The sequence below is a fragment of the Calditerrivibrio sp. genome (assembly GCA_026415135.1).
Lineage (GTDB): Bacteria > Chrysiogenota > Deferribacteres > Deferribacterales > Calditerrivibrionaceae > Calditerrivibrio.
The window spans coordinates 1-21,167 of record JAOAHS010000060.1 but is presented as its reverse complement, the minus strand read 5'-3'; the positions used below and the strand labels follow the sequence as shown (position 1 = coordinate 21,167).

The 21,167-nt window shown below is 35.6% G+C and carries 17 protein-coding genes; 1 reads left to right on the top strand and 16 read right to left on the bottom strand.

The window, feature by feature from the left end:
• Positions 1–9: 9 nt before the first annotated feature.
• The 12 genes from ccsB to N3C60_09500 all read right to left on the bottom strand — a co-directional run bounded on the left by ccsB (position 10) and on the right by N3C60_09500 (position 14,779).
• The gene (gene ccsB, locus N3C60_09555) at positions 10–1,056 is read right to left on the bottom strand and encodes a c-type cytochrome biogenesis protein CcsB (protein MCX8085152.1); all 1,047 of its coding nucleotides are present in this window, start codon (positions 1,054–1,056) and stop codon (positions 10–12) included.
• Positions 1,053–2,435 (bottom strand): cytochrome c biogenesis protein ResB, encoded by a 1,383-nt coding sequence (locus tag N3C60_09550; protein ID MCX8085151.1) that lies wholly within the window; start codon positions 2,433–2,435, stop codon positions 1,053–1,055. The genes ccsB and N3C60_09550 overlap by 4 nt, the downstream gene beginning before the upstream one ends.
• A 91-nt stretch (positions 2,436–2,526) precedes the next feature.
• Positions 2,527–4,260, bottom strand: coding sequence for an ammonia-forming cytochrome c nitrite reductase subunit c552 (locus N3C60_09545; protein MCX8085150.1), 1,734 nt, complete (start codon positions 4,258–4,260; stop codon positions 2,527–2,529).
• A 146-nt stretch (positions 4,261–4,406) separates the two neighbouring features.
• Positions 4,407–6,221: a cation acetate symporter gene (locus N3C60_09540; protein ID MCX8085149.1), complete on the bottom strand. Its 1,815-nt coding sequence runs from the start codon at positions 6,219–6,221 to the stop codon at positions 4,407–4,409.
• A gap of 13 nt (positions 6,222–6,234) precedes the next feature.
• Positions 6,235–6,495, bottom strand: a complete 261-nt coding sequence (locus tag N3C60_09535; GenBank protein MCX8085148.1) for a DUF4212 domain-containing protein — start codon at positions 6,493–6,495, stop codon at positions 6,235–6,237.
• A 48-nt stretch (positions 6,496–6,543) separates the two neighbouring features.
• Positions 6,544–8,451: a DUF294 nucleotidyltransferase-like domain-containing protein gene (locus N3C60_09530; protein MCX8085147.1), complete on the bottom strand. Its 1,908-nt coding sequence runs from the start codon at positions 8,449–8,451 to the stop codon at positions 6,544–6,546.
• 281 nt (positions 8,452–8,732) lie between these two features.
• Complete coding sequence (locus tag N3C60_09525; GenBank protein ID MCX8085146.1) at positions 8,733–9,404, bottom strand: SAM-dependent methyltransferase; 672 nt, start codon at positions 9,402–9,404, stop codon at positions 8,733–8,735.
• Between the two features lie 23 nt (positions 9,405–9,427).
• The gene (gene serS, locus N3C60_09520; GenBank protein ID MCX8085145.1) at positions 9,428–10,693 is read right to left on the bottom strand and encodes a serine--tRNA ligase; all 1,266 of its coding nucleotides are present in this window, start codon (positions 10,691–10,693) and stop codon (positions 9,428–9,430) included.
• Positions 10,694–10,702: 9 nt separating this feature from the next.
• Entirely contained in the window at positions 10,703–11,464 is a 762-nt protein-coding gene (bamD, locus tag N3C60_09515; protein MCX8085144.1) for an outer membrane protein assembly factor BamD, read from the bottom strand.
• Positions 11,465–11,480: 16 nt separating this feature from the next.
• Entirely contained in the window at positions 11,481–12,776 is a 1,296-nt protein-coding gene (gene rimO, locus N3C60_09510) for a 30S ribosomal protein S12 methylthiotransferase RimO (protein MCX8085143.1), read from the bottom strand.
• A complete protein-coding gene (locus N3C60_09505; protein MCX8085142.1) occupies positions 12,773–13,696 on the bottom strand; it encodes a bifunctional riboflavin kinase/FAD synthetase in 924 nt (307 codons plus the stop codon). Before N3C60_09505 ends, rimO begins: the two co-directional genes overlap by 4 nt.
• A gap of 18 nt (positions 13,697–13,714) precedes the next feature.
• Entirely contained in the window at positions 13,715–14,779 is a 1,065-nt protein-coding gene (locus tag N3C60_09500; protein MCX8085141.1) for an AI-2E family transporter, read from the bottom strand.
• A gap of 56 nt (positions 14,780–14,835) precedes the next feature.
• Between N3C60_09500 and N3C60_09495 the strand changes: the two genes are divergently transcribed.
• Positions 14,836–15,972, top strand: coding sequence for an SH3 domain-containing protein (locus N3C60_09495; GenBank protein ID MCX8085140.1), 1,137 nt, complete (start codon positions 14,836–14,838; stop codon positions 15,970–15,972).
• On the opposite strand, the gene N3C60_09490 is transcribed toward N3C60_09495, so the two are convergent.
• From N3C60_09490 to leuS, 4 genes are all read right to left on the bottom strand, one after another.
• Positions 15,953–16,930: a M23 family metallopeptidase gene (locus N3C60_09490; GenBank protein ID MCX8085139.1), complete on the bottom strand. Its 978-nt coding sequence runs from the start codon at positions 16,928–16,930 to the stop codon at positions 15,953–15,955. The two genes, N3C60_09495 and N3C60_09490, sit on opposite strands and share 20 nt — an antisense overlap.
• A gap of 185 nt (positions 16,931–17,115) precedes the next feature.
• Positions 17,116–18,021, bottom strand: coding sequence for a hypothetical protein (locus N3C60_09485; protein ID MCX8085138.1), 906 nt, complete (start codon positions 18,019–18,021; stop codon positions 17,116–17,118).
• The gene (locus N3C60_09480; GenBank protein ID MCX8085137.1) at positions 17,996–18,484 is read right to left on the bottom strand and encodes a hypothetical protein; all 489 of its coding nucleotides are present in this window, start codon (positions 18,482–18,484) and stop codon (positions 17,996–17,998) included. Before N3C60_09480 ends, N3C60_09485 begins: the two co-directional genes overlap by 26 nt.
• A 36-nt stretch (positions 18,485–18,520) precedes the next feature.
• On the bottom strand, positions 18,521–21,082 hold the full coding sequence (gene leuS, locus N3C60_09475; protein MCX8085136.1) for a leucine--tRNA ligase: 2,562 nt from the start codon (positions 21,080–21,082) through the stop codon (positions 18,521–18,523).
• Positions 21,083–21,167: the final 85 nt, after the last annotated feature.

Sequence of the window (21,167 nt, the reverse complement as noted above, 5' to 3'; positions counted from 1 at the left end):
AAACTATATTTACATCCCACCATAAGAATGCAACCCCGGCATGAGTAGATTTACCCCTATGTATGTAAAAATAGTAATCAAAAATCCAATAACAGCAAGTACCGATGATCTAAGACCATCGTACCCTCTTATCAATCTCATATGAAGGTAAAAAGCATAAACAAGCCATGTTACAAAAGCCCACGTTTCCTTTGGATCCCAAGCCCAATATCTACCCCAAGATATATCAGCCCAAATCGCACCAAACACAAGCCCCCCAATTGTAAATATCAAAAAACCTATAGAAATAAACCTAAATTCCACCATCTCTATGGATAGTTGCTCGGGTATAAATTTAGATAAAAAAGCACCTATTTTAACACCCAAAATCCATACGAATGCAAATACTACAAAAAAGCCCAAACAAAGGAAGATACCCAATCCTTCAAAAGCTTTTAACAGATTAGTACCCTTAGTCAATTTAAATGCAACATTAGTTAGAATAATCCCAGTAGTATAGATGAACACAGAAAACGACAAAGTCCAAAAAAGATAAACCATACTTTTTCTATTATTACACTTTGTTGCTAAATTAACAATTGCAGCACTGAAAGATAAAGTAAACGCCGCATATGCCAAAAAGCTCAACGATGCATGAGCCAATAACCAGTTACTTTTTAAAGCAGGGAGCACCGGTTGAACTAACTTACTAGCTCCAACAGCATCTACAAAAGCAATAGACATACCTGCAATTGCTGTGATAAAAGCTCCAAATAGACGGGTCTTAAACCATTTTTCTATTATAAAATTACCTAAAATGATACTCCACGCAAAAAACAGTAACGACTCGTAAAGATTAGTAATAGGTATAGACTGGATTATGGGCATATTAAACTTGACATACAAATGATACCATCTACCAAGAAAAGCAACAGTATGTATTATAAACCCAAGAAAGCATGTATAGGTAGCTAACAATCCTATCATTTTTTTTCTTACAAATAGATGGACAATATAAAAAAACATCGACAGCAAATACATCAAAGAAGCAACACCAAACATCAAACTATCATTCACTTTTCCACTCCCAAATATTGATCAATCTTTCTTCCAATGGATTCAAGCATACTTAATGTATCCTGCTTGAATCGATGCCTGTATCCTGACATTATAATTTCTCTCCTTTTACCATTATCAACGATCTTTATATATATGATTTTATGTTCCACTATATATGCTATGACTATACCAACAGACAGTAAGACAAAACCAATATATATAAGGGGTATAAATGGATTATAATTTATAGAAAAAACAGAAAACTGCACACCATACGCTTTTTCAAACTGCAGATCAAATCCCTGAAACCTCCAAGTATCCGGATAATTTGCAAGTATAGGGACTATCCCTTGTGAGGCACCTTTATAAAAGAATTCCACTAATACAGCAGGGTTAATCATAACATCGTTTATATTTATAAGCTTACCCTCACTATCCATACTCAACGAAGGTATAAAATCCCTTACAACAAGTCCCAATTCATTAGTGATACTAACAAGTTCGTCCATCTTAGCAGAAATTCTCTTTTCCCCTTCAGTACCTCTGTATAGAAACTTAAATTGAACATCCTTAGAGGGATAAAATCCATAACTTGCTTGAAATATTTTTAAGCCTTCATACTTTAAAGGTCTATTAACACCTATAGTATAAAATTCATCTGGTTTTCCATCTTTTTTAATAACAATTTCAGAACTAAAATCTTTCGGCTTTGTGGTGTTATCATAATATGACACCAAAACATTGTTTAACTTAACACTGAAAGGTAGTTTAAAGCTTTTATTATCCTTCATTATAACAGTGTCATCAATATCACCTTCTAATATAGCTATATTCCCATTGTAGCCGAACATGTTACCCATTATGCCCGATAAAATTAGCACTAATACACCGAAATGAACCACATGTACTCCAATTCTACTTACCCTTCCCCTTTCTGCCCTAAAATAGATGACGTTATCTTCTAAGGTCCTTTCATCAGTCTTATAACCTTTGAAAATTTGATATAATTGGTTAATAATATCTTTTGTTTCTTTATCAGAGGAGATCTTAACGGCTTCTTTTTCTTCATTTACTTTAAAAGTATTAGTTACATCAGTTAAAAAAATCTTTACTATACTGGGTAATCTCTTAAGGGTACATACAACAATGTTAATGGTAAAAAATATTAATAAAACTACAAAAATCTTCGAATGATACAGATCCAACAAACCATACCTCTGCAAAAAAAATACTATCTGTTGATGGCTTTTACCTGTTGATCTACTCAGAAAATCTATAAGCCCAGAGGTTGGATTTGCAGCTGAAATAAAAGAGCCTATTGCAGACATTAAAATTAATATGAAAAATAATATTAACGCTAACTTTAATGAACTGAAAAAATCCAATATTTTTTTCATCTTTTCTACCTTATATAAAATTTACCAACATTTCAATACAAAATAAAGGCGGCTTAAAGCCGCCTTTCTCAATATTTAAATATTATATCTACTATTTTGCCTGCTGTTGGGGTTGAGTCTGGGTTTGAGTTTGTGTTTGAGTTTGAGCAGCCTGCTGTGCTGCTGCTTTCTTAGCTTTTAGAGCATCATCTATCAGTTTTACACCAGCCATGGATGCATCTATCGACTGTGCTAGAGATTCCCTTGCCTGCTGAGGATTATGGAAACCATCAGAGTTTTCAGCTGTCCACCACTCCCATAAGAAGTGAGCCCTGACATGATAATCCTGTGCTTTTGCAATGATATCAGCAGGCAGATCAGCATTCCTTGCTTCTACTATCTTATCTATAAGTGTAGATAGCCAGAACTCTGCCTTCCTCATCTTACCCTTTATGTATGCTTTTACTGAATCTATAGAATGCTTAGCATCCTCTTCAGTCCAGCCCTTATGACAATTTCCAGACAGACAGGAAGCTTTCAGATTGTGTTTTGGTGATACGGCAAAATGAGAAGTATAAACTTTACCACTCTTTTTATCCTTCATCTTAGGAGTATGGCATGTATCACATCCAACCCCTGCCTTGTCATGCTTGGAGTTATAAAATGCTTCCACCTCTGGATGCTGGAACTTGATAAGTTTTGCTCCGGTAAGTGGATGTATAAAATCTGTAAAGTCAAGCTGATTTACATAGTGATCATAGATTGAGAACACATCTTTAAATGGAAAATGGTTTGTCCTTATATCATCAAAGGTTACAGGTTTACCACTCTTACGCTCAAATCCAGGGTTACATACATACTCCACATGGCACTGGCCACACTGAAGTTTTGAGTCATACTTTTCAAGAATTGCAATCTTCCTTGTATAACCCCTCATGCCCATATCTTTAACGGTAAATTTAGTTTTATTTGGATCTTTGTGCCACAATGTATCTCCATCTGGCTTTGTAAGTGCAGCTATAAGGGCATCTCTAACGATCCTTGGTTTAGCTGCATGGGGATCATGGCAGGTATAGCATGTGAGACCGTGTTGCATCTTTTTAGAGTTTATCATCTCAACAGGATTGCTTTTTCTTGAGAATGGTGCCCCAACATTTGGATCACCCATATATGCCCAATCTAAAATATGATCTTGTGTCTTACATGAGAAACAGACTGGATTAAGAGCTGCTGCAGTCTGCTTCATATGCACTTTGTGCTCTTTTACATCAGGCTGTGTATCCACTAAAACATCCCATATCTTTTTAGGTCCATCACTCACATACATCCATCCGTTTTTAGGCTGAAACCTTCCACCAGTAGCCCTATCAACCAAGATCTGATCAAGAAGTGCAAAAGGATGGCTTCTTGTAAGGGAATGTTCCTTCGTAAAACCATGACCCATCATCAGCTTATCCCAAAATGGGTTTGGTGACCTATTTGTTAACTGAGACTTCTCATCCCTTGCTGGCCTATGTTTATTAACCTGCATAAATGTCTCGAACTGCTCCTTATGGCATTTACCACAAGCTTGCCATTCTGTGAATACAACGGGATGATTTTTAGGATTTTTCAAATGCTCTTGAATGTTCCCATGGCAATTTTCACATGCAATCTTTGAGTGTTTGCCCATACCCCTTAATTCTTTTACAGTGTCGTGGCACCCATAGCATATTGTAAAGTCAACACCTTTTTGAACCACCTTAGCATAATCAGGGGTTTTGTCGGGTGTTGTTTTTGCTGCAAACGCCACTCCACCAAAGGAAACCAACATAAAACCTAAACAAAGTATCAAAACTTTTTTCATCAAATACCTCCTTTGGTTTTTTGACTCTATTTTAGTTATAGATGAATAAAAGTAAATGTGGTGTAAAAGTTCTTAATATGGTGTAAATTTTGTAAAGACTTTTTGACTATTACAAATAAAAAATGGGGCCTTAGGCCCCCATAAATTTAAGATTCTCTTGGGTAACGAACGCTCTCTACAAGATCCTGCACCTCTTTCGGTGGTTCCTTTGTCATAAGAGAAACTACAACCATTGTCACAAAGTTAAGAATCATACCAACAGTACCAATACCCTCAGGAGATATACCAAACCACCATGCCTTAGGATCGGTATTTATAAATTTGAAATAGATGATATACCAAGCAGTAAATATTATACCCACAAGCATACCAGCAATAGCACCCTCTTTGTTGGCTCTCTTCCAGAAAATACCAAGTATGATAACTGGGAAGAAAGATGCAGCAGCAAGACCAAATGCAAATGCCACCACCTGAGCAACAAATCCAGGAGGATTAATACCAAAATACCCTGCAGCAACCACTGCCAAAAATGCTGCTACCCTTGCCCAAACCATCTCAGATTTTTCACTCATGTTAGGAGCAATAATAGACTTTACCAAGTCATGGGAGATAGCAGATGAGATAACTATCAAAAGTCCAGCAGCGGTAGAAAGAGCTGCAGCCAAACCACCAGCAGCAACAAGAGCAACAACCCAAGCTGGAAGTTTAGCAATTTCTGGGTTTGCAAGAACCATAATATCTCTATCAACGGAAACTTCGTTTATATTTGGGTCTTTTGCAATGGTCATGATACCATCAAAATCTTTGACAAGCTTCATCCCTTCAGGCTTGAACTCCTTCTCCTCTTTACCATCTTTGTATTTTAAAACACCATCTTTCGTTTTATAAACAGCGATCTTTTTACCATCTGCTGTTTCATAAATCGCTTTGTCCTGGAAACCTACAAGCTTTGTCTTTTCCCAGTTTTTAAACCAGCTGGGTGCTTCTTCATATTTTTTACCATTGATAGTTAAAAGGAAGTTTGTTCTTGCAAAAGCTGCAACAGCTGGTGCTGTAGTATAAAGAATAGCAATGAAAAGCAGTGCCCAACCAGCAGAGCTTCTTGCATCTTTAACTTTTGGCACTGTAAAGAACCTAATAATAACGTGTGGAAGACCTGCTGTACCCACCATAAGTGCAAAGGTGATAAAGAAAACATCTATAAGTGGTTTCTGTCCACTTGTGTAAGCAGCAAAACCCAAGTCTTTGTGGAGCTGATCAAGAAGATCCAAAACATATTTACCTTCTCCACTACCAAGTAACTGGCCACCACCTGCTGAAACAGTAGAACCATACCCTAAAGGTGGTATAGGATTACCAGTGATCATAATAGATATGAAAATAGCTGGTATTAGGTACGCTATAATTAAAACTAAATACTGGGCAACCTGAGTATAAGTAATACCTTTCATCCCACCCAAAACAGCATAGAAAAGAACTATAATCATACCGATAATAACACCAGCATTGATACTAACTTCAAGGAACCTTGAGAAAACGATACCAACACCCCTCATCTGACCAGCAACATAAACTACTGATATAAAGATAGCACACAAAAGAGCAACTAATCTAGCAGTCTGAGAATAATACCTGTCACCAACAAACTGGGGAACTGTGTACTTACCATACTTTCTAAGATAAGGTGCAAGTAGTAGTGCCAAAAGAACATAACCACCAGTCCAACCCATGAGATACATCGAACCATCTCTACCCATGAAAGAGATCATACCAGCCATAGAGATGAAAGATGCCGCAGACATCCAGTCAGCAGCTGTCGCCATACCATTAGCCACAGGGTGAACCTGCTTTTCCGCTACATAAAACTCACCAGTGGATGATGCCTTTGACCATATAGCAATCCCTATATAAAGAGCAAAAGAAAGACCAACTATAATCCACGTCCAAACCAATATACTCATCTAACACCTCCCACTATTCTTCATGCACATCGTATTTCTTATCTATGGCGTTCATCCACGCAACATAAACATAGATAAGAATAACAAAAATAACAATAGAGCCCTGATTCGCAAACCAGAAACCCAACTTAAAACCTGCTATTCTGATTGCATCAAGAGAATCAGCCATGATTATACCAAAAAGATACGACACAACAAACCACACAGCTAGAAGGATGAAGATAACTTTTAGGTTCTCCTTCCAGTATGCCTGAAGCTTTTCATTGACCTGCATACTAGCCTCCTTTATTGTTATTTTATAGTCCATAATAGGACCATAAACTTATAACCCATACCTTCTTTTTAAAACATCATGAAGCTTATCTAATAGCTGACATGCCAATTTCAAATTTCTGCTCTCGATACTACTTAGGGACTGAACTTTTATGTTATTGGTTACTTCTAAACCTGAAATATATTGATAAATTTGATTACGCATTCTTATATCGAGTAAAAAATTAAAGGACTGCTCTATTTCTCTATAGTATTCTATGATGACCTTGTGTCTTATCCTTACAAGATCATTAATCCTTTCAAGAGTAGATAAACTCATTAAACCCTCCTCTATAGCAAAAAGCCTGATTATACCAACAAGTGGAGCAAGTACCTTTTTTTTGATATCAAAAGTTTCATCACCGTTATCATCCTTCTCTGTCACAAACGACCCAAAAAATGTTAGAGGGGAACCATAATTAACAAGACCTTTTGCCATAAAATTTATAAAGAGGGATCTGTTTTTTAAATTGTTTATAAAGTTTCTTAATTCCAAAGAGAGATTCTTATCACCATAAACCCCTCTAAAATCAAAGATAATCTGACCTTTTAAAACAGCATCTGTTGTTGGCATAGCAAAAAACTTTTCAAAGTACCTTTTCCAGGTAGATATAGGCTGGCACCATTCAGGATTTCTTGCCATATAGTTACCCGGGCACGGAGGGAAACCACATTTGATAAGGGCATCATTTACAAACTCAGCCAAAGATTTAAAGTATGCAACCACCTCTTTTTTTCTGGTATCATCAACATCTTCAAAAATTATACCATTGTCTTGGTCGGTCCTAAAAGTTTGTTCTTTTCTTCCTTCACTCCCCATAGCTAACCAACAAAACCTAACAGGTGGCTCACCTATAATCTTTATACCGATCTCAATGATCCTCCTGAGTACTCTATCGTTTAACTCAGATACTATCTTCGTTATGTTTTCAGCTCTAAAACCATTTCTGTACATCGTAGCAGACACATTTATTATCTTATCACTGAGCTCTGACAAACGATCCACTGACTCCTGCAACTCTATTTCACGGGCAAAAGATAAAGGAGAGGAGGATTGTAAATTCATCAGTGACTCACTATCCACAACGCCTAATATCTTACTGTTGTCTGTGACAACAAGATGGTGAACACCAAGGGAAACCATCTTTACTATAGCTTCAAAACATGTAATATCTGATTCCACAGTGAAAACAGGAGAACTCATAACGCTACTAACTGGTGTATTATAATCTAATCCTTTAGCTACCACTTTTTTTCGGAGATCCTTATCTGTGATAATTCCAAGAGCTGTCCCATTCTCTAAGACAATAGCAGCGCTATAGTTTTTCTCCATCATCATCCTTGCTGCTTCCAGTATTGATGTATCTTTTGATACAGAAGGATAGTCACTAACCACAAGATAAGATATAAGTGATGTAAAAAACAGCCTATCTATACTGCCATAATACAAAGCATTTTCTTTAAACTCAGCACTAACCTTTCTAAGATATTTTTTTACATATATGTTTAGGAAGCTATCAAGAAATCTATAATTTTTAGAAAAAAGTTCATATAGATCATCCTTTGAAAGCTCATAACAGGTCAAATCATCAACAACAACAACGTTTACCAAAGATCCACCCTCTGTAGCTATCGACAACAGTCCAATGATATCCCCTTGACACCTGTAATCAACAACAACCTCATCCCCGGTATCGGATATAACAAACACTTTTGCAGAACCATCCAATACAAATCTAATACACTTTTCCACAGGCTGACCCTGAGTTACTAGCATCTCGCCCTTTTTATACTTTTTTAGAACTATTTTAGCAGTTAGTTCCTCAATCTCTAAGGGGCTTAAAACAGAAAAGGGCTCATACCTTATCAGGATATCGTTTAGCCTATCGGTTTCTATTCCAAAAGAAAATACAAACACAAATTAACTCCTTTAAGAAGCATCGTTAACATAAATATAACAAACTATAAAAACAATGTCAATACTTTTATCAAGTTGTTACATATTTTTTATAATAAAGAAATATTTATCTTTTTGTTTTTTTATTTACCATCAAGCATATATAATCAAATACAAATTGTATACAAGATATAGCCCGTCTCGTATAACGTTTTTTTATTTTAAAACCTTGCGGTTTTAAAACTATAACAAGCCAATATTTACTTTTTATGTTAATCTTTATTTTATATTTTAATTATATTTTAGCAGATTTTTTCTAAGACAACAACAAAAGGTGCTTTTATTTTATCATTTTTTGATAGAAAGTTAAGAAGATTTTGAACTGTCCCTCTAAAAGATATAAAGTTGGGCATCCCTATATTAACTGCAAAAAAAATTTTTCGCTTTTTTGTTAACAAGAGGAAATCCACCATATTTTTTATGGCATAAGGTCTTTCAAGTATAACTGTGGTTTCATTAAGCTCATCAATCTTTTTTATAAAACTTTGTAGCTCTTTTTTCTCCTTAGGCAAAAAACCGGCAAAATAAAAGCTCTCGGCAAAAAAACCGCTGATGGAAATTGCAGAGGTTATACTTGATGGACCGGGATATGCAATAACCTCTACACCGTTGTTATAACAAGCATCGATAAATTTATACCCTGGATCTGCTATACACGGTGTCCCCCCATCAGAAAACATCACCACAACATCTTTATCCTTGATTTTTTTAATCATTAAATGGTAGTCTGATGCTTTAGTGTGCTCGTTTAATAAAAGAAACTCCTTATCCCGTGCATCACAACGAGCTAGGACCCTTAAAACATTCTTTTTTTCTTCACCTATAACAAAACTTGCATTTCGAATTATATCTTTTAGATCTTCTGGAATACTATAGTACTCAAAATCAAGGGGTAGTCCAGCTACCACCAACATAATCTACTCCATATTCCATATCCTCATCTTAAAATCTCAATACCACCCATATACTTTCTTAAAACCTCTGGAATAATTACCGATCCATCGGCTTGCTGGTAATTTTCCAGTATCGCTAAAAAAGTTCTCCCTACAGCCAATCCTGAGCCATTTAAGGTATGGGGGAAAGCAATATTCTTGTCACGACCTCTATACCTTATCTTAGCTCTTCTCGACTGAAAATCTTTAAAGTTACTACAGGAAGAGATCTCCCTGAAACAACCCTGCCCCGGAAGCCAAACCTCGATATCGTAGGTAATTGACGAAGCAAAACCGAGATCACCACTACATAGCTTTACAATCCTATATGGTAGATTCAATTGTCTCAGTACGTTAGCAGCATCATCAACAAGTTCTTCAAGAGCCTCCATAGATCTATCTGGTTCCACAATTTTAACAATCTCCACTTTATTAAACTGATGTTGTCTTATCAACCCCCTTACATCCTTGCCATAAGAACCAGCTTCCCTCCTAAAACAAGGGGTATATGAAACCATCTTTATAGGTAAATGGGATTGGTCTAAGATCTCATCAGCATAGATATTTGTCACCGGTACTTCAGCTGTAGGTATGAGATAAAGCTCATCCCTTTCACACTTAAAAAGCTCCTCTTCAAACTTCGGTAATTGACCAGTACCTGTCATTGTCTTGGAGTTAACCAGTAAAGGTGGTATCACCTCAATATACCCTTTTGAAATATGCAGGTCCAACATAAAATTTATAAGGGCCCTTTCTAACATAGCCCCAAAACCTTTGTATAAGGAAAATCTTGATTTAGCAAGCTTTGCTCCCCTTTCAAAATCGACTATATCAAGGCTTTCTGCTATCTCCCAGTGGGGCTTTGGTGGAAAATCAAAAACCCTATGCTCACCCCAACGACTAACTTCTACATTAAAGGTTTCATCAGTTCCAATTGGAACACTATCATCTACAATATTTGGGATGATCAACATAAGGTCATTTAATGACTGTTGAACCTCCTCCAGTTTTTTATCCAAAAGGTCTATCTCTTCAGACACAGTTCTCATTTTGGTCGAGATATCGGAAATATCCTTACCCTCTTTTTTCAACAGACCAACCTGCTTTGAAACTTCATTTCTATATTTTTTTAATTCCTCAACTTTTTGAATGATCTCCCTTCGCTCCTTATCCAGTGTTATCACTTTATCAAAATCGAAATCATAGCCCCTTTGGGCTGTTTTTTCTTTTACAAACTCGATATTATTCACAACAAACCTTAAATCCAACATAATATCCCTCTATTTTTTACTGAGCGCTTTTTCTAATCTTGCAAGTACCGAAGAGATTCTATCCAGATAAACCACACCCTCTTTAGTTTTGGCGAGTTCTGTTAAAAGCTCCACCACATATTTAGCCTTTTCTGGCTTATCCACATACTGCTCTGCAAGCATAATCAATCCCTCTGGATAAGATTTTGTTCCCTTAAAATGTTTTACAAGATATTCAAGTCTTCTTATTGCTGCATTAGGTTCTTTAATTCTAAAATAAAATTTTGCTACATACAGCTCTTTTTCAGCAAGCATATTCTTAAGTTCTAAGATCTTTTTATCCACCTTGTTTTCAGCAGCAAAATCTGGATACTTGTCCTTTAACTGTTCAAAAGTCTTAAGTGCCAGTTCCGTGTTTTCCTGATCCCTATCAACTGTATCGATCTGATTATAGTATGACAGGGCCAATCTGTACATCGCCCTCTTAGCATCGTGTGAATCCGGATGGATATTTAAATATTCTTTGTAAGAAGGTATAGCCTGTTCATATTCCTTCATAAAGAAATAAGAATCACCCAATAAAAGCTGTGCCTGTGCAGCAATTTCTGGAGAATCTGACTCTATTATTGCATTTTCCAGCGCCTCAGCAGCTTTTTGGTACTTCTTCTTCTGAAAATACTCTAATCCTTCCTTTAGCCACTCTTCAGCAGGCCTTTTAGGCGGCTCCTTTGAAGAACATGCAACAATTAAAAGTACTAAAAAAATTATCGACAATAATCCAAACCTTTTCATTCATACCTCACTATTTTTATATTAACTCACAGTATATGTCAGGATAAATCACCCTTCTTATCTTAGCTTTATAAGGCCCATAACCTTTGTTCACCTCTCCACCTAAAACAAAGGTTTTACCATCAATCTCTGGAGCTTGAAATTCAGCTCTGGCATCATAAAGAAATGGGTTTTCCTCAGAAATACCCTCAATAAAAATAGTAATAATATCTTTTTTCATTTTTTTCAATCGCTCTGAAGTAATTCTCTTCTGTATTTTTTGCAGTTCAGTTATCCTTCTTTTCACAACAGACTTAGCTGGAATATCACCAAAAGTATATGCTACAGTACCTTCCTCCCTTGAGTATGGGAAAAATCCAGCATAATCCGGTTTGTATTCCAGAATAAAATTTCTAAGCTTATCGAAGGCTCGTTCGTCTTCACCTGGAAAACCAACTATAAATGTAGTCCTAATAAAGGCTTTTGGAACCTTATCCCTGATATATTTAAATACAGATTTGATCTTACTACTATCGGATCTTCTATTCATCTTTTTTAATATATCATCATCTATATGTTGAACAGGTATTTCAAAATATTTTATCATCTTCTCATGGTTAGCTACAAAATCTATAAGAGCCTCATTTACACCGTCTGGATTCATATATAAAAGCCTAATTTTAAAATCACCTTCAATCTTTACAAGATTCTCCAAAAGATCTAAGATCCCATAACCTTTCCCATCCATACCATATTTGGTTGTATCCTGAGAGATAAGGATAATCTCCTTTACACCTTTTGATATAAGCTGCCCAGTCTCTTTTAATATATCCTCCATGGATCTACTCACCAAATTACCCCTTATTGATGGTATGGTACAGTAGGAACATCTATTGTTACATCCTTCTGAGATCTTTACATAAGCATAGTAATTAGGGTTTATAAGTACTCTGTGTTCCCCATAAAATCTCCTTTCCCCCTTAGATCCTTTTACACCTCTTTTTAAAAAAGATATAATATCACTCAATTTACCCACGCCAGTATAAAAATCTATTTCAGGCAGCTCTTTTGCTATTTCAGACATATACCTTTCCACCATACATCCAGATACGATAAGCTTTGCCCTTTTCTTTTTTCTTTTGGCAACATCTAAAATATTTTCTATTGCCTCACTTACGGCACTTTGTAAGAACCCACACGTGTTTACAATGATAGCATCCGCTTTTTCCACTTCTGTAACGATATTAAATCCCTCCACAACCATATCCCCTATAAGATATTCAAGGTCTGTCTGATTCTTAGAACAACCCAAGCTTATAAATGCAACATTCATACATTTCCCTTTAAAATATATTTTGCTCTTTTACAATCCTCAGAGATCTGCACCTTAAGTTCATCAAAACTTTCAAACTTCTTCTCTTCTCGCAAATAATCCACAAAAAAAAGTTCCACTTTTTCATCATATATATCGTTATTAAAATCAAAGATGTGGGTCTCAATCCTTAGTTCATGATTGCCAGGGATTGTAGGCCTAAACCCAACATTGGTCACAGAGTCATACATAATATCTTTTATCTTAATTTTTGTAGCATAAGTTCCATTTTTAGGTGTCTGGTATTCTATTACTTTAATGTTAGCCGTAGGATATGATAAAAGTCTTCCAATACCATCACCTTTTATAACTTTACCTATTATAGAGTAAAATCTACCCAACATGGAACTTGCTAACTTTAGCTCACCATCTTTTAACAATTTTCTAATATTGCTGCTGGAAACTGTTAGATTATCCAAAATTATTTTTTCATGTTTGATAGCCTCATACCCATATTTTTTTGAAAAGATTTTTAGTAACTCAAAATCACCCTTTCTCCTGGCTCCAAACCTATAGTCATAACCTACTACCACATATTTTGCCTTCAGCCTTTTTACAATAATCTCCCTAACAAAGACCTCTGGATCCATCGACATCAGTTCTTTATTAAAATTTAATACAAGATGGCAATCCACACCCAGCTCTTCAAGTAACTCATTTTTCTTTTCCAGATCTGTTAAAAGTAATATTTCTTCACCAAAGAATTTTACTGGATGGGGATCAAACGTAACTACTATAGATAATAGATCATTTTCTCTTGCCAAAGAGACTACTTTTTTTATGATCTCTGAGTGCCCTATATGCACCCCATCAAAATTACCGATCGTAATAGCAGAACCTTTATCTATAAAAAAGTTTTCTAAGCCTTTTATCAATTTCATGGGGATAAGTTATCATTTTTATGGTAAGTTATCAACATTTTTGTTCTTAGAAATAAACTCCAGATAATTACCTAAAACAATCTTCAAAAAAGCTGCAACTGGAATGGACAAAATCATCCCTCCAACACCCATAAGATACCCACCAACAAACAGAGAAAATATAACTGCAATAGGGTGTAAGCCTAAGCTCTCACCAACCAATTTAGGTGTGAGCAAATAGCTCTCTATCCCCTGAACCACTCCAAACCCGATCAAAACCATAAAAGGATGTAGCAAATCTGTAAATTGGACGTAAGCCATGATAATAGAAATAGAAATGCCAAAAATAAAACCCAGATAAGGTACAAAACTAAGTAGGCCAGAAATAAAACCTATAGCAAATCCTCCATTTATACCCACCAAAAAATTTAAAGCCCCATACATCAACCCCAAACAAAAACAGACCAACAACTGCCCTCTGAAATACTTCCTCAAAATCTCATTAAACTGTTTGTTATAATAAAAAAAGTCTATACCTGTATTGTCAGTGATCAACCTTAGCATCTTTTTTAAAATATATTCAAAATCCTTTAAAAAATAGAAAACTAACACAGGGATTATGAACAGACCCAAAAAAGTAGACAAAGAAGAAAAAACAGACCCCAAGATCATCATGGAACTACTTAAGATAAAAGTCCCATGTTCTTTTAATTTAGCAAAAAGAAAACCAGTCATTTGATTAAAATCGATGCTGTAACCGTATCTGCTGAGCAACGTTTGTACTTTATTTAAAAGTAACTCTAAATAGCTGGGTACCCCTTTTATTACCGATATCACTTCAGCATATAAAATAGGCAGAAAAAAAACTGCCACGAGGACCACTACAAATGTAAAAAGTGAAAATATTAACAAAACAGCTATCACCCGTGGAACTTTTAATAAGCGCTCCACCCAATGAACCATTGGAATCAGAATATAGGAGATCAAAAAAGATACTGCAAAGATATTCACAACATTTTGAAGTTTTATGTAAAAAATTACAATCAACAGTAAAAGTGACAATCCTAATAGTGCCTTAAGATCTAATCTTAACCTAAAGACCATTTCAACTCCACAAGTGTCCTTGACTTAAACCTTAAAAAAATATATCATATATGAGTATGTTAATCAACACAAAAAAAGTTCTAGTATGTCTATTTTTATCAATAAATGCCTTGGCCTATGAAATAGATTACATCAAACTAAACCAAACCATCTATACAAACATTGAGTTTTCAGCCAATGTTATAGATTTTCCTCATTTGACACCTATCGATATTAAGCAAAGATACCTATATCACGATAACCTATCAAGTAGAATAAAGTTTATAAACCGTGAGCCCCTTGATGAAAAGATTATATCAGTGCTGGAAATCAACAGAGACCTTGAGCACCTACAAGAGAAAAACTTATTTGGCATTACCACAAAAAGAACACATATAAAAATGTACCCCACCTATGCGATGCTAACCCACAACAAACATGACTCCATAGACAGAAATCAATATAGCCTTATAGAACCTTTTGAACCTGTTGTAATTCTACACACATCGAAAGACAAACAGTGGTATTATGTACAAAGTTCTTTTACCAGAGGATGGGTACAAAAGAATTACATCTTATTAAAAAGTTACGAAGATTACAAAAAATACTTCGAATTACCTAAGCTCGCAGTTGTATCTGATAAGATTATCCTTGATAACCTGACAATAGGACTGGGTTCAAGAATCCCCTACAAAGTAGTTTCAAACAATACATTTCATATAATTTTTCCAAATGGAACAACAAAAGAGATAACTACAGACCCTTCACTAAAGCCACACCCTTTAAAATTTGATACAACTGTTGTAAAGGATATTCTCGAATCACTTCTTGGACAACCATACGACTGGGGTGGCAAATATGGTTTTAGGGACTGTTCTGCATTGATTAGAGACATATTCAGGCTCTTTGGAGTGGATCTACCACGAAATTCAAAACAACAAGCAGAAGTGGGTAAAACCCTTTGGGAAGGAGGCAATAAGGATAGCTTTCTAAAAGCACTAAACAGTGCTCCAGCTTTTTGCACTTTCATCCATATGAAAGGTCATATTGTACTGTTTGGAGAAAAAATAGACAACGACTACCTTATATACCATGCAGTAGAAAGTTTGAACGATACAAAATATAACAAGGTTATCAAACAAAAATTACTATATGACAATACAGGGCTATGGCAAAAAGCTTATAAAATAACTACTATCTGCCAGAGTATATAGATGCTATTTTATTCGATTTCATGAATTTCATAGGATCCACAGTTTTATTACCTATCACTATCTCATAATGAACATGTGGCCCTGTGCTATCCCCAGAATTCCCAGAAAGGGCAATAACAGTACCCCTTTTCACCCTTTGTCCTACTTTCACCTTTAAAACAGAGTTATGACCATACTTTGTCTTATAGCCAAAGCCATGATCTATAACTACAAGTCTACCATACCCCTGTTGCCAACCAGCATATACCACAACACCACCTGCAGTAGCTCGTATAGGTGTACCAGGTCTAAGTGATATATCTATCCCCTCATGAAACACCATACCTCTGCCAAAAGGTGAGATCCTTCTACCATAAGCACTTGATATCCAGCCATTTGCAGGCAAAATTGTAGGGGTAGAGTCTACAACCAATTTGATTGTATTAAGCATATCAAGGAGTTCGGACATAGACTTTTCTTTTTCTTCTAACTGTTTTTTAAGCTTATCGATATCTTTTAATTTTTTATCTACATCCTCTGAAGAGATTTTTGACTCTATATTTAAACTATTAAGAGGGGTTTCCCTTCCACCCTGAGGTAGTTGTTTTGGAGTAATCTTAAGTTCATTGGATAGATTTCTAAGCTTATTTTCATACTCACTTAAATAATTCATCTTTTGCTCTATCTCTGATATCTTTCGATTGTACTCTGAAATCTTTTTCTTTAGAGCTTGGTTTTCTGCAAAGTACCTAAGAGCCGTCATCCTCTCACTGAACAAAAAAGTAGCAGCTAAAAATGATAAAAATGCAAAAACTAAGAAGGACAAGGCACCTATGGCCACAGCCTTTAGAGTCGAATGGTGGAGATTTTTTGCTTTTACCTCACCCAAGCCTGAATCTTTGAATATCAGTACAGTTACATGCTCATCTCTTTTTTTGAAAAAATCTATTAATTTTTCTATATAACTTTTCCAAAACATTTCTAACTCCTATTATTTTTCCCTCCAATAATAATAAATTATGATGAGCCCCATAGGCTCAAACTGGATATTAAACAGCTGTTTTATAAACAATATATTTAGCCGTGTCAATACTTTTATTTACAAGACATATCAACAAGTTACACGACAAGGATCTAAAGAGCAATATTAATAAGCCATTAAATCTAATCTCGTAACTTATAAATAATTCTATATAAACCACTTAAATAATTTTCCTGACCGGTTTTTATACCAAAATCTATCTCCATAATTTCGTCGAGAAGTTCAGAAACCTTCTCAAAACTCCACTTAGCAAGATAATCTTTGTAATTATTTATTGTATATGTATATTCTGAGACAAGCGAAGGCGAAATCTGATAAAGGGTTATACTAATAATATGTCTTACAAGTTCATAGAAAATCCTTTCAAGGCTCTCCCCCTCATCAACAATAACTTTCAAAAGAGACAAGGAACGCTGGATATCTTTACTAAAAAAAGCCCTGATAAGCTGATAGATACTCTCAGTTTTGGTAAAACTCAATAAGGATATAATATCTTCATCACTTTTAGGTTTGTTATAATTGAAAAAAATCTTTATCTTCTCCACCTCATTATCTATAATCATAGGATCCTTATTACACATTTCAAATATATATTTTGCTGTATCATAGCTAATAGATATGCCAGAATCCTTAAAAGCATCCATTACGTAGCTTGGATTTAACAATCTTTTATTCTCCAAAAAGATCTCATAATCGCCAGCAAACTTTTTATATGTTTCCTCTTTAGGTTTTTCATCATAAAATAAAAGATATACCCTGTTTACCTTCATCTTAGAAAGCTTTTCTAATATCTCCAATCTTACTTTTTCTTTAATCTTATCGAAATCTTTTAAAACAGCAATGTTCTCTTCATAGAAGATGGGAACAGACATGATATACTCAAAAAAATCCTCTTGCTCAAATTCATCGCCATAAAAGTATCTAACACTATCTGACTTGGTATCTTTTAAAAGCTTAGAAACCTGCTTCTCACAAAAGTATCTGCTACCAGCAATTATAAATCTATTTTTTGGCTTTTTCGAAATCATAAAGAAAATCTAAAAGTATACCTTTTAGCGTCTTCCTAAATGCATTATTTCTCTCTTCTATGTTAAGAGAGATGTTGTTAGAGATATTATAGCTGTTTGTAGAGGTATAGTTTTTCTCGAAAACCTTTTTACCGTTTTTATCTGTTACCACAATTGTTACTGAAGAGGTGAGGTTAGTCTGCATCGTCTGGCTGGTTTTTGAGACTATGGAACTGTCAGTATTCACAGAGCTAAGCATCAAGCTTAATGAATAATCATAATCTTCTTTAGAGGCAAGAATATTGTGGGTATTTAAAAACATCTTTGATTCATCATCCATTAGGGTAAAAAAATCAGACTCCTTATCCATATTGATTATACGCTCAAGATAAAATTTAGCATCTGGTAACTTCCCCAGCCCTACAATCTGATAACCACACCCAACCATAACCAGTAACAACAAAAAAAGTAATTTTTTAAACATATACGCCCCAGCTGATGGTAAATAGGGGTTAAACCCCTATTTTACCACCAGACTTACAAGTTTTTCTTTAATATAAATTTCCTTTACTAGTGCTTTACCTTCTAAATATTTCGAAACCTTTGAGTCATTCTTAGCCATATCAAGTACCACTCTTTCATCTGTTCCCCTCTGAATAACAATCTCACCTCTAACTTTACCATTTATCTGAACAGCAATGGTAACCTCATCCCTTACTGTCAATTTTTCATCGTATTGGGGCCACCTTTGATACGCTATCAACCCCTCATGACCAGTGAGGTGCCACAATTCTTCCGCTATATGAGGGGTAAAAGGCGCAAGAAGTATCATTAGATTCTCAAGGGCTACTTTAAAATAGTACCTTTCAGCTTCTGTGGAGAGGTTAGGCTCAACATCCTGGAGATTGTTCGAATATTCCATAATTGCAGCTACAGCAGTATTTAGCTGATATTTTTCTATATCGAGAGTAACTTTTTTTATAGTAGCATTCATGTAATACAAAATATCTTTTGCTACTTTGCTATCGCAGGTGTATTCACCAGAAAAGCTGTAGCTAAAAAGTTCTATATTTTTGGTAATCAGTCTCCAAACCCTACCCAAAAATCTAAACGAACCTTCAACCCCTTGCTCGCTCCACTCAAGATCTTTCTCAGGTGGAGAAGCAAAAAGTGAAAACAATCTTGCAGTATCCGCACCATACTCCTCGATAAGACTATCCGGATCAACAACATTTTTTTTGGACTTACTCATCTTTTCCACTCTACCCACTTCGACTCCCTTACCACAATGGACACATTTTCCACCTTCCACCTCTTCAGGGAAAAGCCAATCATGCTCACTACATCTATAAGTCTCTTTACAAACCATCCCCTGCGTTAACAACCTTTCAAAAGGTTCATCAAAATCTATGTAACCAAGATCTCTCAATACCTTTGTATAAAATCTCGAATATAATAAGTGCAAAATAGCATGTTCTACACCACCTATATATTGATCAACCGGCATCCAATATTTCACCTCATCTTTATCAAACGGAGCATTGTCATTTTTTGGTGAACAGTATCTTAAGAAATACCAAGAAGACTCCACAAATGTATCCATTGTATCCGTTTCCCTTGTAGCGTCTTTACCACACTTTGGACATTTCACATTCTTGAAAGATTCAGACTTATCAAGTGGGTTACCAATCCCTGTAAATTCTACATCAAGAGGTAACCTCACCGGCAGATCTTCATAAGGTACAGGAATAGTCCCACAATCATCACAATATATTATAGGTATAGGTGCTCCCCAATACCTCTGCCTGGATATCCCCCAATCCTTTAATCTAAAATTTACTGTCTTCTTACCTATCCCCAAGGACTCCAAATAGCTTGTTATCTCAGCCTTTGCCCTTTCACTATCCATACCATTAAACTTGTCAGAATTAATCATTATGCCGGGTTCAGTATACGCTTCTGTCATCTCAGAAGGAACCAGATCCCTATCATGGGGTTTGATCACCACAATTATCTCCAGATTATATTTCTTTGCAAAATCAAAATCCCTCTCATCATGGGCTGGCACAGCCATAACTGCCCCAGTACCATAGTCCATAAGGATGTAATTAGCTATATAAATGGGCATCTTGTAGCCAGTAAGGGGATTGATTGTATACTTCCCAGTAAAAAAACCTTTTTTCTCCTTATCATCCGCCATACGGCTTACTTTATCTTCTTTTAAAATAGATTCTATAAAAGCCAGACCATCCTTTTCTTTATCGGTATCCTTAATGAGGCTTTTTGCCAAAGGATGTTCAGGCGCAAGAAGCATGAATGTTGCCCCATACAAGGTATCTGGCCTTGTGGTAAACACAGTTATCACCGTATCTTCTCCGTCCACCCTGAAATCCACTTCCGCACCATAGGACTTACCTATCCAGTTTCTTTGCATTATTAAGACCTTTTCTGGCCATCCAGGTAATTTATATGTCCACTCAAGAAGTTCCTCAGCATAGTCAGTGATTTTAAAATACCAGCTATTTATCTCCTTTTTGGTAACCTCTTCTCCACAACGCCAGCACCTGCCATCCTCCACCTGCTCATTAGCAAGCACTGTATGACAATCTTCACACCAATTTTGTAATGACTTTTTTCTATAAACCAACCCTTTCTCCAGCATCTGTAAAAAGATCATCTGTTCCCATTTGTAGTACTCTGGATCACAGGTAGCTATCTCCCTGTCCCAATCGTAAGACAAACCCATCTTTTTAAGCTGAGATTTCATATTTTCTATGTTTGAATAGGTCCATTTTGCTGGATGAACATTATTTTTGATGGCAGCATTTTCTGCCGGTAGACCAAAAGCATCCCATCCCATAGGGTGCAGCACATTAAACCCCTGCATAAATTTGTACCTGGAGATAACATCCCCAATGGCATAATTTCTCACATGACCCATGTGTATCTTACCAGAAGGATAGGGGAACATTTCAAGACAATAAAATTTAGGTTTTGATCCATCCATCTCCACTTTAAAAACCTTTCTCTCTTCCCATATCTTCTGCCATTTATTTTCAATAACCGATGGATTATACTTCATAAAAACAGCCTCCAATTTTCAAACTTTTTTAACAGAAAAAATAGCAGTATTTTTACAAAACATCAAGAAAAAGGTTGGGATTGGT

What these genes read in the sequence shown, in the direction of transcription:
- N3C60_09550 (MCX8085151.1), bottom strand. Translation starts at nt 2,435, where the DNA reads ATGAAAAAAATATTGGATTTTTTCAGTTCATTAAAGTTAGCGTTAATA.
- N3C60_09545 (MCX8085150.1), bottom strand. Translation starts at nt 4,260, where the DNA reads ATGAAAAAAGTTTTGATACTTTGTTTAGGTTTTATGTTGGTTTCCTTT.
- N3C60_09540 (MCX8085149.1), bottom strand. Translation starts at nt 6,221, where the DNA reads ATGAGTATATTGGTTTGGACGTGGATTATAGTTGGTCTTTCTTTTGCT.
- N3C60_09535 (MCX8085148.1), bottom strand. Translation starts at nt 6,495, where the DNA reads ATGCAGGTCAATGAAAAGCTTCAGGCATACTGGAAGGAGAACCTAAAA.
- N3C60_09525 (MCX8085146.1), bottom strand. Translation starts at nt 9,404, where the DNA reads ATGTTGGTGGTAGCTGGACTACCCCTTGATTTTGAGTACTATAGTATT.
- serS (MCX8085145.1), bottom strand. Translation starts at nt 10,693, where the DNA reads ATGTTGGATTTAAGGTTTGTTGTGAATAATATCGAGTTTGTAAAAGAA.
- bamD (MCX8085144.1), bottom strand. Translation starts at nt 11,464, where the DNA reads ATGAAAAGGTTTGGATTATTGTCGATAATTTTTTTAGTACTTTTAATT.
- rimO (MCX8085143.1), bottom strand. Translation starts at nt 12,776, where the DNA reads ATGAATGTTGCATTTATAAGCTTGGGTTGTTCTAAGAATCAGACAGAC.
- N3C60_09505 (MCX8085142.1), bottom strand. Translation starts at nt 13,696, where the DNA reads ATGAAATTGATAAAAGGCTTAGAAAACTTTTTTATAGATAAAGGTTCT.
- N3C60_09500 (MCX8085141.1), bottom strand. Translation starts at nt 14,779, where the DNA reads ATGGTCTTTAGGTTAAGATTAGATCTTAAGGCACTATTAGGATTGTCA.
- N3C60_09495 (MCX8085140.1), top strand. Translation starts at nt 14,836, where the DNA reads ATGTTAATCAACACAAAAAAAGTTCTAGTATGTCTATTTTTATCAATA.
- N3C60_09490 (MCX8085139.1), bottom strand. Translation starts at nt 16,930, where the DNA reads ATGTTTTGGAAAAGTTATATAGAAAAATTAATAGATTTTTTCAAAAAA.
- N3C60_09485 (MCX8085138.1), bottom strand. Translation starts at nt 18,021, where the DNA reads ATGATTTCGAAAAAGCCAAAAAATAGATTTATAATTGCTGGTAGCAGA.
- N3C60_09480 (MCX8085137.1), bottom strand. Translation starts at nt 18,484, where the DNA reads ATGTTTAAAAAATTACTTTTTTTGTTGTTACTGGTTATGGTTGGGTGT.
- leuS (MCX8085136.1), bottom strand. Translation starts at nt 21,082, where the DNA reads ATGAAGTATAATCCATCGGTTATTGAAAATAAATGGCAGAAGATATGG.